This is a genomic window from Candidatus Woesearchaeota archaeon (genome assembly GCA_016214075.1).
GTDB lineage: Archaea > Nanobdellota > Nanobdellia > Woesearchaeales > DSVV01 > JACRPI01.
The window spans coordinates 1-13202 of sequence record JACRPI010000014.1 but is presented as its reverse complement, the minus strand read 5'-3'; the positions used below and the strand labels follow the sequence as shown (position 1 = coordinate 13202).

Sequence of the window (13202 nt, the reverse complement as noted above, 5' to 3'; positions counted from 1 at the left end):
GGCTCTGGTGAAAATCTTTCGATAGATTAAAAAACCAAAAGCAGCCGTTAGGCTGCAGTTGGGGGAATCGTGAGGCGATTCCCATGAAAGAGAAGAAAGGCATAGTACAAAAAATTAACGGTTTGATAAGACAAGCAAGAATACCTGTGTATATCCATAAATTTGGTCCAAAAACATATACTTCTATCCAGCACGTTCGGTCTTGGTTATTGAAAGAGAAATTAAAGCAGTCATGGCAAGATTTTTATGATGATCTTCTTATGTTGTTTGACATTTATCCAAAGGATGAAATCCCGGATATCTCGACGTTAAAGAAGTTCGTAAAACGATTACCATTTTGGATAAAGAATCTTCTTACAAAGATTTCAGCAGGCCTAGAGCCTGCTGAATTTGGTGCAATTGATAGTACAGGTTTGAGTAGAAATAATGCAAGTGAACACTACATCAAAAGAATTGATAGGGAAACTCCTGTAAAAAGACCGATGAAATTGAGTTTATACGTCTCGAAAAGACGTATTCTCTCGTTTCGCCTTCGGGCGAAAGCGAGAGGAGATACAAAAGATGTCCCATTTCTTCTCAAACACGCATCCGTTCTTGCAACAACAAATTGTTTAGACAAAGGCTATGATGCTAATTGGATTCATGAAGAGTTTAATACAATAATTCTAGTTTCAAGAGACGCTTCGGAGACTACGTCCGAAGCGTCTCTTTCAGAGCGCAACACTCTGAAGTCGCTGCAAGAGTTATCCTTCACAACTTGAAAGCAATATTGTTAGAGATTTTCACCGGAGCCAATAACTCCATAACGCTTATATACCTTCTATTTATAACAGCAGAGTAATGAAGAAAATCATCCTTGATACAAACTTCCTTTTAATTCCTGCGCAGTACAAAGTAGACATTTTTGCAGAGTTAGACCGCCTTTTTCCTGAAGAAACCGTCATATATACGCTCGATCGATCGTTGGAAGAGCTCGATAAAGTAGCGAGAGAAGGTCGCCAAAAAGAAAAATTACAGGTAAAACTTATAAAGGCGCTTCTCAAAACACAAAATATTAAAATAATCAGCGTTGCCCAAGAAGGGATAGTGGATGATCTGCTTGTCGATTACGCGAAACAAGGGTATATTATCGCAACGCAGGATATGGGGCTCAAGCAGCGAATTAAACACAAGCTCGTGACGCTTCGCCAAAATAAATATCTTATATTCAGAGAATAGTGGAGGCCAGTAAAATGTTTTACAAAGTAGTTGTCAACGATTATGTGCGTGTCGCGCCAGCTCTTCTTGGTTTGGATATCAAGGACGCGATTGTTAAGCAAGTCAAGAAAAAATACGACGGCTTTATTTCAAAGGATCTTGGAATTGTCATCGATGTTTCTGGTGTCAAAGAGATAAAAGAAGGCGTTATCATCCCAGGCGATGGTGCTCCTCACTATGAAACACAGTTTGAACTTCTCGTCTACCGTCCAGAAATGCAGGAAGTAGTTATCGGAAGAATCAAAGACATTGCGGATTTCGGCGCGTTCCTCACTATCGGTCCTATTGATGGTATGATTCACGTCAGCCAGACAATGGACGACTTCGTTTCCTTCAGCAAAGACAAAGTTTTAGTGGGAAAAGAATCAAAACGATCATTGAAAGTAGGCGATATATGTAAAGCAAAGATTATCGCGGTTTCCTTTAAAGATGTCACAAATCCGAAGCTTGGTTTGACCATGCGCCAGGGTGGCCTTGGAAAAACAGAGTGGGCAGATGAAGAGCCAAAGCCAAAAGAAGCAAAGGCAGCTCCAGCAAAAGGAGGGAAAGCGAAAGCAGAATAATTCTGATTCGCGCGTACTATGAAAAAGAAAGTTTGTCGATCATGTAAAATTTTTGTAGAAGGAAATGAATGTCCTATTTGTAAAGGTGGTTTGTTGTCAGAAAGCTGGCATGGCCGCATGACGTTTTTCGATGTGGAGAAGTCGCACATAGCGAAACAGGTCGGTATTCACCAGAAAGGCGAATATGTTATTAAAGTACGTTAGTCTTTAAGATAACACTAATACTTAAGATAAAAATAAAACAATGAGAAACAAAGGTGAAATTCATGATGGATGTTGAAGTAAAAAAACAGGCAAAGCTTCCGTTGCTGAGCAGAGAGCGAGTAACAGGATTTACATATTTTGAAGGAACAACTCCTTCTATGAAGGATGTCAAGCAAATGCTTGCAAAAAAGATTAAGGCAAATGAAGCGCACGTTGTTGTTCGTCACATTTATCAGAAGTATGGTGAACAGAAAGCAAAATTCATTGCGCACGTCTATGAAAATAATGAAATGTTAAAAAAGTTTGAAGCATTAAATTTATTGAAGAAAAATGGATTAGTTCAGGTAGAAGAAGCAAAACCTGAAGCAGCATAATACTAAAGGTGAATGAATAATGGCAGAAGCAAAAGATGCAAAGAAAAAGAAAACACACGGTTCCAAATTGTGGAAAGCGTATAAAGTAGAAGGAGACAGAGTAGTTCGACTCAAAAAATTCTCTCCAAAAGCAGGAACAGGCTATTTCATGGCTGAGCACAAGGACAGACGAACTTGTGGAAAAACCTCCTACATGGAAAAGATTACAAGGTAATTTTTTAATTTATTTTTTAATTCAATAAACGAATGAATCATCCAGAAAATCTTTATTGGTACGGTTATTCTGAAAAAACTAAACAAAGTAATTGCACTCCTTTCAAAGACAAAGTTTTATAAACAAGCGGTCACAAATGTACTATTTTGTTGCTTCATCTTGAGGGTAAAGTTAGTTGGGGGGAAAGTGGCAGAAATATTCTGCATATCGCTGTAAAAAGTACAGAAGTACAAAGAAAAAAACAATATTTTTCCCAAAATGAAAAGTTATATAAAGTTAATAACAAAGAGACACAAGTGAAAAATAAAAATGAATAACACGACAGATCGCGTCCATTCAGAACAAGTTGTAGAACATATTACAACGATTCCTTCTCCATTATTCAAGAGAAAGAAGCAGCCAATTCCAAAGAAGCACCTTAAACAGCATTGGAAACAATTTCTCAGTCAGGACAAAGACGGAAATCTTCTTGTCGAAGGCATAAGCGTTAAAGAGCTTGACGCAAAATTTGGCGCGCCATTATACGTTCTTATTGAGCGAGAATTACGTGAACGCTTACGAACATTCAAAAATGCGTTCCCCTATCAAAAATTCCGCCCACAATTCGCGTGTAAAGTCAACTCCAACTTGTCTATCATCAAAATTGCGAAAGAAGAAGGATTTGAACTTGACGCAAGCAGCGTTGGGGAAATCATTTTAGGACTTCTCGCGGATTACGAACCGCAGCAGATCACGTTCACAAACTTGTACAAAACATATCAGGATATTGCGTTTGCGGCAATGATTGGCGTTCAGGCGATCACGACAGATTCTATGGAAGAGTTGAAGAAAATCTCGCTTGTGGGAAGAAATCTCGATATGAAAATTAGAATTTTTCTGCGAATTAATCCATTAATAAAACTCGGTTCTTACTCAACATTGAAGCAGCAGTACGGAATTCCTATTACACAGGCAAAAAAAGCAATTGAATTTGCGGCAGCAGATCCAAACATTGAATTGATTGGGTTGCACTTCCACGGAAGTTACATCACAAATCCACAAGTTTATTGCATTGCGGCAAATCGCTTACTCAAGCTTGCGGCGTATGCGCAATCCCTTGGTGCAAAAATCAGCTACCTTGATCTTGGTGGTGGATTTCCGACAAATGAAAATTCACAGCCTAAATATGGAAAATCATACAATCTGCAGAAAGCAGGTTCAATGATTGTGAAGACACTGCATAAACTCTATGAAAAATATGGTCTTCAGGCGCCAACACTCATTTTCGAGCCAGGAAAATACATTGTCGCGAACGCGATGATGGGGCTGGTCAAAGTGGTCAGCACAAAGAAGATGGGCAAAGAAAATGTCGTTATTACCAATGGTTCTGTCTATAACATGATCGCGGATCGATTTGTCTCGAATTGTAATTACGAATTGCTTCCGGCAAACAAGCTCAATAAACCATTGACGAAAAAATACACGGTGTTTGGAAGCACTTGTGATTGTATTGACGTTATGGCTAAAAATCGCTGGCTTCCAAAATTAGAAGAAGGAGATCTTTTGAGTATTATGGATTGCGGCGCGTACAGCGTTGTTTTCGCGAGCAACTTCAACAGCTTAAAGCGAGTCCCAATTATCCTTGTGCAGGAAAATGGCTCAGCAAAGCTCATCAGAAGACGAGACAGATACGCGGAAATGTTTGCTCCTGAGCTTGATGTCTTGAAAGTCGCGGATCCAAACGAATTGAAATATTTCTACAATTTGCATAGAATTAATTTTGAAAAAATCTGGGGAGAGCATTTGACTCCTGAAATGCGTGAGAAGAGACTTCAGAAGCCATTGCAGGCAATTCTTTCGCATATCCAGCGAAGTAAAGCGCAGCGGGATTCATTGGGAGTTTAAATTATTTTTGTCTTTACTTTTTCTTTTCTTGACTGATAAACAAATACCAAATAATAAACAATTTAAATAACAGCGCACATAAAAGTAAACAAAAGTCAATAATTATTTTCGAGGAAAAAATGACATACAGTGAAAATGAAGAACCACCGCACAATTTCGGCGGCTTAGAAAAGAAATACGCCGATTACAAGAATGCAAAAATAGTCATTCTGCCCGTTCCTTACGACGGAACATCAACCTACGGAAAAGGGGCGGATAAAGGACCAGACGCGATGATTGCGTCCTCTGGGTATGTCGAACTCTATGACATTGAAACAAATTCTGAAGTGTACAAATTAGGCATTCATACAGCTCCCTCTTTAAACATCACGAATAAAACAGATCCTGAAGAAGTGAATAATAAGATTCAGGAAACAGCGCGAAGATTCATCAAAGACGGAAAATTCATCGTCATGCTCGGAGGAGAGCACTCCATCAGCACAGGTCTCGCGAGAGCGTTGTTTGAAAAATATCCAAAGATGAGTGTTCTGCATTTTGACGCGCATGGAGATACAAGAGAAGAATATCACGACAGCAAATATAATCACGCGTGTGTCATGGCAAGAATACGAGAATTTGTTCCAAGTTTAGTCCAAGTGGGAATTCGAGCGATTGATATTGAAGAAGTGGAAAACAGAAAAAAGAATCAGCACATTTTCTTCAGCCATGAAATTGCGGATCCAAATAATACCGCGTGGATGCAGAAAGCGATTGACAAGCTGACAGACAATGTTTTCATCAGCATTGATCTTGATGTTTTTGATCCGGCGATTATGCCGTCCACAGGAACGCCAGAACCAGGAGGCATGTGGTGGTACCAATTTATGACTTTCATGAACACGGTTATCCAGCAAAAGAATATCGTTGGGTTTGATGTTGTTGAGCTTGCGCCAGTTGAAGGAAGCCCAGCGCCAGACTTTTTAGCGGCAAAGATGATTTATCAGATGTTATGTAAGATTTATGCGAAGAAGGGAAAGAAGTAGAGTTTAAGTTTAACAGCAAAAGCACGCACCAGCAAGACCTTTTACTGTCCGGGGGACCCATTGCGAAGCAATGGGGTTTTCTGGAAATAAAAAAACAAAAAGAGTAAAACAAACAACAAAATAAAAATCAATCAAACAGGTGAGTAAATCATGGCAGACAAAAAACAAAAAAAAGAATTATTGAAAACAACAATAGAACATATTGACATTAAATCATTCAACGCAATTCCAATTATTGAAGCGTATGACAAAATGTCATTCAGCGCGCGAGACCTTGCGAGAGCAGCAAAAATAGTAGATATGATGCAGAAAGACAAAGACTGTTCCATGTGGCTCACGCTTGCGGGAAGCACGAGCGCGGCGGGGTGTATGCAGATTTATGTCGAAATGGTCAAAGCAGGCATGATTGACGCGGTTGTCGCGACAGGAGCAAGCATTGTCGATATGGATTTCTTTGAAGCGCTTGGCTTTAAGCACTGGCAGGGATCTCAGTTTGTCGATGACAAAAAATTAAGAGAATTATACATTGATAGAATTTATGATACGTACATTGATGAAGAAGAGCTCCAGAATTGCGATATGGTGACAAAGAAAATCGCGGATGCTTTAGAACCACGTCCCTATTCATCACGAGAGTTCATAAAAGAGATGGGCAGTTATCTCACAAAAAATGCAAAGAAAAAAGACTCCCTTGTGCAGGTTTGTTATGAGCATAATGTCCCTATTTTCTGTCCAGCATTTTCAGATAGTAGTGCAGGATTTGGGTTGGTCAAGCATCAGGTAGAACGTGGAGAGCAAAAAAAACAAATGATGTCGCTCGATTCAGCGAAAGATTTCTTAGAGCTCACTAAAATTAAAATGTCCTGCAATCATACGGGATTGTTGATGATTGGTGGAGGAGTTCCAAAGAACTTTGCGCAGGACACTGTTGTTTGCGCGGAAATTCTTGGCAAAGATGTTCCTGTCCACAAATACGCGGTGCAGATTACTGTCGCGGATGTTCGCGATGGCGCGTGTTCCAGTTCAACGTTGAAAGAAGCGGCTTCTTGGGGAAAAGTGGATACAACCTACGAACAGATGGTCTTTTCAGAAGCAACGATCTCTCTTCCATTGCTTGCGAGTTATGTGTATCACAAAGGAAGTTGGAAGAACAGAAAGAAACGAGAATTTGCGAAATTATTTCAGTAAGCAATTTTTTTAATTTTTCTATTTTTTTATTCTCTCTATTCGCTTGGTCATTTTTCAAGATCAATCGAACAAAAAGATAATAAAAGCTGGATTTTCCACAGGTATTTTACCAGTGGTTTCGCTTCGAGATTCGCAGCCAGTGGAAATAAAAAATCCCAACACTCTTCATTTATTTTATTGGGATTTTTAGTGTTACGGATGCTCCAAATTACCATTTAAAGAAGGAGCATCCGAAACAATCCAGAGGAAACTGGAAGACCGACCCGAGCGAAGCGAGCATACCATCCGATCTATTGATTGGTGGTGGACGCCGAATGAAATGAGCGCGTCTAGGAAAATCGCATTTTCCGTGGTCGGTCTTCAGTTGATGTTTGGGGATTCTTTAGGACAGTAAGGCGATTCAGTCACCAGTAAAGCAAGGAGCAGCTCAGCAGTAAACAAACCACGCATCAGCAAAGGCAAAACTGTCAGGGGGACCCATTGCCGCAGCAATGGGGTATTATTAAAGTAATAAATCAAAATAAACTATAAAATGAGCCAATCAAAAAACCAAACCTATTTATACAACCAAAAGACAAAATACTCATGGCAGCGAAAAAACAAGACATCTTTGCGCACCCAATCAGGAAGTATCAAACACTCTTAACAAAAGCAAAAACCTTTTTCAACGCAGAGAAAGAAAAAGAATATCAACCAATTCTCATCTTTGTTTTCTTGTATGTCCTTGTTGGGCAAATTCTTGAGTTCGTCGCGTGGGTTCCTTCATTGGGATCAATTGGCGGAGCAGAATTCCTTTCGATAGAAGGCACACTCCTCACTATTGTTCTTGGCATCCTTGGAATGTTTCTAAGCCCAATCATCACCATCATTTTTACATTCATCATTGCAGGTATAACGCATCTTGCAGTGTTGTATTACAAGAAAGGAGCATCATATTTCGAGACCTGGAAAGTCATTGCGTACGCAGCGCTTATTCCTATCATTTACAATGTCTTTACATCACTTGTAACAACAATTGTAGAAGCAGTAAATCCTTGGCCAGACCAAAGTGTTTATTCCCAAGTGCCTGTGTTCGGACCATATTACCTCACCGCATTAGGAGTATTATTCATCATTGGTCTTTTCGCTTTAATCCACACCATCTACACGGAAATTGTAGGCATAAAACTGTACCACAAACTCACCACAAAGCAGGCAGCAGTTGCGGTTATTGTGCCAACGCTTGTCCTTATCTTCGTTGCGATTGTAATAGGAATCGGCATCGCGATGTTTGCCGCGACAGTGGGTCTTGTTCTATAAACAGCGAAAAAACACAGCAACACTTATAAATCACCACTTACTTATGGTGAAAATGAACAAAAAAACAATTGCGTTGATTTTTGCGCTTTTCGTCAGTCTTGCGGGAATGTATTTAGGAGCATATTTAACTGATGTCCACTACAAACTCGAGAACAATCAGGAAGTAGAAGAGACACTTCCTTGTACGTTGCATGCTTCTTTTGACTGCGATAAAGTGAATAGCAGTGTGTATTCAGAAGTGTTTGGCATTCCTATCGCTTTGCTGGGATTTTTCTTTTACGCGGCAGTTTTTGGTGTGGTAATTTTTGCGTTATGGAAACCAGCGCATGCGGAAGTTCCACTTGTGGTAACGCATGGATTGACCATTTTTAGCATTTTCTTTTCCATCTACTTATTTTACATCGCAAAATTTGTGATCGGTGCGTTATGTCCATATTGTATTATGATGTATGGCGTCAATGCGGGACTGTTTATCACTACAAAGATTTCAGTCGGCAAAACATACGCGGAAAAATATGCGCTCTTGCAAGCGTTTGTTGTGGGAATGTTTAAGAAGTAGGTTTTCGCGTTATCAATAAAAACATTGAAATAGCTGCTCCAATTCTTTTAGGGTGTGAATCAAGATAAACCACATTATTATGATGGAAAACCGTACCAATTTCTCTTTGATAAAGCTCTCAAAGAGGTGAGAGAAATCATAATTGGTCAGATAAAACCAAACACGATAGTAATAGATCTCTGTTGTGGAACAGGAGCATTAGTGTTTGATCTTGCTGATCGTTGTACGTCAGTTACTGGTGTAGAGCTCTCTTCTAAAATGATTGCTCATGCGGAAAAGAGTAAAAGAATAAGTGGTAAAAAAAACATACAATTCTTTCACGCAGATGCGTCTCATCTGAATACTATTACCGATAAGCAATATGACTATGCAACGATTTCTATGGCGCTTCATGAAATGCCTTGTGAAATGCGGCTAAAGGTTTTGCAGGAAGCGAAGCGTATTTCAAAGAAAATTATTATTGCAGATTATGCTGTTCCACAACCTTGTACATTAGCAGGAGGAAGTGTTTATTTTATTGAATTTTTTGCAGGCATGGAACATTTTAGGGGATTCAGAAATTTCCAGAAAAATAAAGGTATACATTCTCTCCTTGAAAAGTGTGGATATAAAATAAAAGTTGAAAGAAAGAATACGAAAGGAACAATTCAAGTGATTCTTGCGAATTATAGTTGAGAACACAAATAATTAATATTATAAGATTACTCTTTCAACCCTTTCCCCACAGCTTCACTAATGTTCTTGTACCCATCTTTTCTAAGCAATGCGACAAGTCCCTGATTAATCGCAGAAACAACCTGCGGACCTTCATAAATCATGCCTGTAATGAGCTGTACAAGTGACGCGCCATTTTTGATGTACGCGTACGCGTCTTCTGCAGTAAAGATGCCACCACAACCAATAACAAGCAATCTGCCGTGTGTTTTCTGATACACATGCGCAACGTGTTTTAATGCATGTGAAAGAACAGGCTTGCCACTAATGCCTCCACACACCCATTGATTCATATCGTCATCATGAATGCAGGCATTTTCCTTTTTCTTGACAAGATTAGAGCAAATCATGCCAGTCACAGGATATTTCAAAGAAAGCGCGATCAACGCGTCGAGTTCTTTGAGAGAAAGATCAGGAGACAATTTTAAAAAAACAGGCTTGCAGAATAATTTCTTCTTCACCATCGCGGCAAAGAGTTTCTCCAGTCGTTTTAGATCAGCAAAATCCAATCCTCCAAAAGAGTTTGGGCAGGAAATATTTATTGTATAATAGCTTCCAATTTTTCGAAAGCATTCAAGTACTTTGCAGTAATCCGCGATTCCTTTCTCAAGATCAACAGTTTCTTTGGAATTTGTTTTTGCGGCGCTGATTCCAATAGGAATTTGAAAGCTTCTTCCAGAAAGTCTCGATGAAATTTTCTCAGCGCCTTCATTCTTCAATCCATAATAAACAATGATTGATTGGGAATTCGGAAGTCTCCAGAGACGAGGTTTTGGATTTCCTTCGCAATATTCACCAGTGATTGAGCCTACTTCTGCAAAGCCAAAGCCAACTGCAGGCAAGAGATCAACAAGTTCTGCGTTCTTGTCAAAGCCTGCGGCAAGTCCAACAGGATTGGGAAAATCTATGCCTGCGAGAGTCTGAGACAGCAGGGGATTGCGATAAGAAAATGCAGCAGCGGTTATTCCTCTGGTTACAGCGCTTTTTCCGAGCTGTTTTCCCAAGTGAAGAAAGTGTTCATGCACTTTTTCAGGATCAAGCTGAAATGCGATAGGTTTGGTAATATTCTTGTACACCAAAGACGCTGTTTTGTTGCGAAAAGAAATGAGGTCTTCTTTCATGAATGCATACTTTTTCTCTTTCTATAAAAATGTTATTGGTGAATCTCTAAAAAAAGCAAATAGAAGCAAAAAATAACAACATGGCCAGACGGAGTAAAATTTGTTTCACAAATTTTACGGAGTAGGGCAAGCTTTTTGGCTGTGTAAATAAGAAGAGAGCCAAAAAGTTGACCGTCTGTGCCATTGTTGTTGTTATTTTTTGTGTACTAAGAAGATATAATCTATATTTAGAAACTACTTCTGCTTCCCACTAATATGAACAACATTACCGTCTTCTTTAATGACTAATTCCGCAAGATTGTCAATCACAATATCACTGCCAGAAAGATGATAATCACAGTTCAATCCTGAAATAGTAACCTTTCGTACAGCGTCAAAGTCAAGAATTCTTTCAGGAACCTGTCCGCTCGTATGCGGCTTATTGATTTTAAACAATGCGATAAAGCATGGGCTAAAGTCATCTTCTTCAGACTTCCGTTTCTTTCTTCCGATGATAATGCTCTTTGCGTCGTACTTCATATACAACCGTTTCAAAACAAGTGTATATAAATGTTTCTGCGCAAATATGTCATCCGTCAGATTAATGAAGAAAGTGTGTCAAAATTCAACTCAGCTTGATCTTGCCCATTTGCCAATCCTGAATCACAAGTCGTGCTGCGCGTTCAACATCAAAAACACCGCCTTTTGCCATAATGTTTCTTTTTTTCGCAATTGTTTCAAGCAGCGCATATTCATCAGGAGCGGCAGAAACACCAAAGTGCAACAAAATGATCTGTTCATCAATTTGGTTACAGTGTTTTATGATTTCGCACGCAGCAAGATCAGGATGCTCAGTATCAGAATACATCACAGAACCAATAAGAACGTGTTTCACTTCATCTTTTTCTTCAAAAGGAACAACTCCTGGGGTGTCAAGCATCATGATACGGTTTGTCACGCGAATGCGTTGAAGCGAACGAGTATGTCCAGACTGCGGGCTTGTTGACGCGGCCTTGCGTCCCTTCAGAACATTGATGATAGAACTTTTTCCAGTGTTTGGATAGCCGAGGACACCGACTGTAATTTCTTGTTTATCAGTATTTTTAAGAATTGCTTCACGCAATAATTTTGTTCCTTGATGTTCTCTTGTCGAGACAAATACAACAGGATATTCTTTAGTAAATTTTCTCTTTTCCTTTTCAGCGGTTCTCTGACCAATCAAATCTGCTTTGTTGAGAACGAGTATCAATTTTTTTCCAGCGCGCTTTACTTTTCCTTCGACTTCAGCGTTTCTGGTCATGTCAGGAAGTCTGCTGTCTAGTACTTCAAGTAAGATATCACTTTTATCAATCACATCATTGACAATGCTCCAAAAGTTGACCATGATTAGGGAAAGAATGGCTTCTGTATATAAATTATTTTACAAAATGTAAACGTTTTTCGGGAAAATTTAAATAGTCTCTTATCATTATGTGTTCTATGGCAAGCCCAATAGAACCAACACCTACTTTGTATGGAAAGGATGCGGTTGAGTTTATTAAAACAATGCTTAGAGAAGAAAAGCATCCTGATCCAAGAAGAGTGAAATTTATACAAAGCGCAATGAAAACAAAGTTTAATTTTGTTGACTGAGTTTGATGTCAAGGTACATTGCCGTTGTTTCTTGATTTTTTCTAAATGTTTTGAATCCAAATTTGCGGTAAAACTCTTGTGACTCGTTCTTTGCGTCTACGGTAAGAAAGCGACATCCTGCTGTATGCTCATTGATGTTTTTTGCTTTCAGAAGTGCCATCTTAAGCATGAGCGTGCCGATGCCTTGCTTCTGAAAGCGATCATCAACACACATTCTTCCTATTTTCAAAGCAGGAAGCGTTTTGTAGTTAATGTCTTTTTGTGTAAAAAAATCGTGAAGATCCTGTTGTACTGTAATTCTATCAGTGAGTAAAGTGATGTAAGATATAATGTAATCTTTGTAAAAGCAGAGAAATGTGACAGAAATATTTTGTTCTTGATTTCGAAATGCGTCATGAAATAAAAACAGCTTTAAATCAGCGAAAGTGGAACAAAACGACCGCAGTTCAGTCTCTTGCTTCAGTTTTTGGATGTATATTCCAGAAGGGTAAACATTTTCCATAAACGGCATTTTACATTCATGATATATAAACCATGAAGAAAAAGCGTTTACAAAATGTATACTTTTTGGGGATTAAGTTTTTTCACGTTTTTTTTCAACAAGGAGTTCAACAATTTTTTCTTCAACTGAATTCAAAGCTCTTATTTTACAGATCATTCTAAGCGGCAGTCACAACAATAAGTTTATATATTTCCTTAATTATTTTAAATTATGCAAGAAAAGAAGACACGACCTGATACAGTTTCTACTGCTGTAACTTTGCTTTGGATAATTATTGCAGTAGGCGTTGTGCGAAGCATTATTGAGTTCTCATATCTAACTCAGATACTTTCTTCAGATTTCATAATTTCTGCACAAACACTTACTTTCGCAATTATAATTTTTTTCATATATATGATTGCACAGGGCAGAAATTGGGCAAGACTAACTTTTTTAGTTATTTTTATACTAGGAATCCCTTTTTCCATCTCTCCTATGATGCAATCATTAATAAATAATCCCTTTTCAGGAATTCTTGGGATAGGTCAGATAATTTTAGAAGTAATTGCGTTAAGAAAATCCGCTAGAAATCCCATAAGTTCAGCTGCGTAGCAGCTGGACGTCCTTTAGGTATGGGATGAATAGCGGTAAGTTTTTCTAGAGAAATATTTCTCTGTTTTTTGGTGGTAAAGTGATGCGCCTCACCGGAGG

The 13202-nt window shown here is 38.8% G+C and carries 19 protein-coding genes; 15 read left to right on the top strand and 4 right to left on the bottom strand.

Translation table 11 applies throughout. The annotated features are described in order from the left end of the window. Positions 1-83: 83 nt before the first annotated feature. The 13 genes from HZC31_03015 to HZC31_02955 all read left to right on the top strand — a co-directional run bounded on the left by HZC31_03015 (position 84) and on the right by HZC31_02955 (position 9239). Positions 84-761 (top strand): hypothetical protein, encoded by a 678-nt coding sequence (locus tag HZC31_03015; protein ID MBI5002328.1) that lies wholly within the window; start codon positions 84-86, stop codon positions 759-761. Between the two features lie 79 nt (positions 762-840). Then, complete coding sequence (locus HZC31_03010; protein ID MBI5002327.1) at positions 841-1218, top strand: hypothetical protein; 378 nt, start codon at positions 841-843, stop codon at positions 1216-1218. Positions 1219-1232: 14 nt separating this feature from the next. Further along, the gene (locus HZC31_03005; GenBank protein MBI5002326.1) at positions 1233-1820 is read left to right on the top strand and encodes a DNA-directed RNA polymerase; all 588 of its coding nucleotides are present in this window, start codon (positions 1233-1235) and stop codon (positions 1818-1820) included. Positions 1821-1838: 18 nt separating this feature from the next. Further along, positions 1839-2024, top strand: a complete 186-nt coding sequence (locus HZC31_03000) for a DNA-directed RNA polymerase subunit E'' (protein MBI5002325.1) — start codon at positions 1839-1841, stop codon at positions 2022-2024. A 62-nt stretch (positions 2025-2086) separates the two neighbouring features. Then, the gene (locus tag HZC31_02995) at positions 2087-2398 is read left to right on the top strand and encodes a hypothetical protein (GenBank protein MBI5002324.1); all 312 of its coding nucleotides are present in this window, start codon (positions 2087-2089) and stop codon (positions 2396-2398) included. Between the two features lie 19 nt (positions 2399-2417). Further along, entirely contained in the window at positions 2418-2612 is a 195-nt protein-coding gene (locus HZC31_02990) for a 30S ribosomal protein S27ae (GenBank protein ID MBI5002323.1), read from the top strand. Positions 2613-2758: 146 nt separating this feature from the next. Then, positions 2759-2929, top strand: a complete 171-nt coding sequence (locus HZC31_02985; GenBank protein ID MBI5002322.1) for a hypothetical protein — start codon at positions 2759-2761, stop codon at positions 2927-2929. After that, positions 2922-4496 carry a hypothetical protein gene (locus HZC31_02980; protein MBI5002321.1) on the top strand — a complete coding sequence of 525 codons (1575 nt, stop codon included), beginning with the start codon at positions 2922-2924 and terminating at the stop codon, positions 4494-4496. Before HZC31_02985 ends, HZC31_02980 begins: the two co-directional genes overlap by 8 nt. Positions 4497-4615: 119 nt before the next feature. Next, positions 4616-5518, top strand: a complete 903-nt coding sequence (gene speB / locus HZC31_02975) for an agmatinase (GenBank protein MBI5002320.1) — start codon at positions 4616-4618, stop codon at positions 5516-5518. Between the two features lie 150 nt (positions 5519-5668). Then, complete coding sequence (locus tag HZC31_02970) at positions 5669-6706, top strand: deoxyhypusine synthase (GenBank protein MBI5002319.1); 1038 nt, start codon at positions 5669-5671, stop codon at positions 6704-6706. 585 nt (positions 6707-7291) lie between these two features. After that, positions 7292-8005 (top strand): YIP1 family protein, encoded by a 714-nt coding sequence (locus tag HZC31_02965; GenBank protein MBI5002318.1) that lies wholly within the window; start codon positions 7292-7294, stop codon positions 8003-8005. Between the two features lie 52 nt (positions 8006-8057). Beyond that, positions 8058-8564 carry a vitamin K epoxide reductase family protein gene (locus HZC31_02960; GenBank protein MBI5002317.1) on the top strand — a complete coding sequence of 169 codons (507 nt, stop codon included), beginning with the start codon at positions 8058-8060 and terminating at the stop codon, positions 8562-8564. A 54-nt stretch (positions 8565-8618) separates the two neighbouring features. Beyond that, positions 8619-9239 (top strand): class I SAM-dependent methyltransferase, encoded by a 621-nt coding sequence (locus HZC31_02955; GenBank protein MBI5002316.1) that lies wholly within the window; start codon positions 8619-8621, stop codon positions 9237-9239. A 26-nt stretch (positions 9240-9265) separates the two neighbouring features. Here HZC31_02955 and HZC31_02950 read toward each other — a convergent pair whose 3' ends face one another. The 3 genes from HZC31_02950 to HZC31_02940 all read right to left on the bottom strand — a co-directional run bounded on the left by HZC31_02950 (position 9266) and on the right by HZC31_02940 (position 11762). Further along, positions 9266-10399, bottom strand: a complete 1134-nt coding sequence (locus tag HZC31_02950; GenBank protein MBI5002315.1) for a quinone-dependent dihydroorotate dehydrogenase — start codon at positions 10397-10399, stop codon at positions 9266-9268. 234 nt (positions 10400-10633) lie between these two features. Next, positions 10634-10918, bottom strand: a complete 285-nt coding sequence (locus tag HZC31_02945; protein ID MBI5002314.1) for a hypothetical protein — start codon at positions 10916-10918, stop codon at positions 10634-10636. Positions 10919-11003: 85 nt separating this feature from the next. Next, the gene (locus HZC31_02940) at positions 11004-11762 is read right to left on the bottom strand and encodes a 50S ribosome-binding GTPase (GenBank protein MBI5002313.1); all 759 of its coding nucleotides are present in this window, start codon (positions 11760-11762) and stop codon (positions 11004-11006) included. 95 nt (positions 11763-11857) lie between these two features. On the opposite strand from HZC31_02940, the gene HZC31_02935 reads away from it, so the two are divergent. After that, complete coding sequence (locus tag HZC31_02935; GenBank protein ID MBI5002312.1) at positions 11858-12010, top strand: hypothetical protein; 153 nt, start codon at positions 11858-11860, stop codon at positions 12008-12010. On the opposite strand, the gene HZC31_02930 is transcribed toward HZC31_02935, so the two are convergent. Then, positions 11994-12512, bottom strand: coding sequence for a GNAT family N-acetyltransferase (locus HZC31_02930; protein ID MBI5002311.1), 519 nt, complete (start codon positions 12510-12512; stop codon positions 11994-11996). The two genes, HZC31_02935 and HZC31_02930, sit on opposite strands and share 17 nt — an antisense overlap. Before the next feature lie 210 nt (positions 12513-12722). On the opposite strand from HZC31_02930, the gene HZC31_02925 reads away from it, so the two are divergent. After that, a complete protein-coding gene (locus tag HZC31_02925; protein MBI5002310.1) occupies positions 12723-13103 on the top strand; it encodes a hypothetical protein in 381 nt (126 codons plus the stop codon). The last annotated feature ends 99 nt before the right edge of the window (positions 13104-13202 follow it).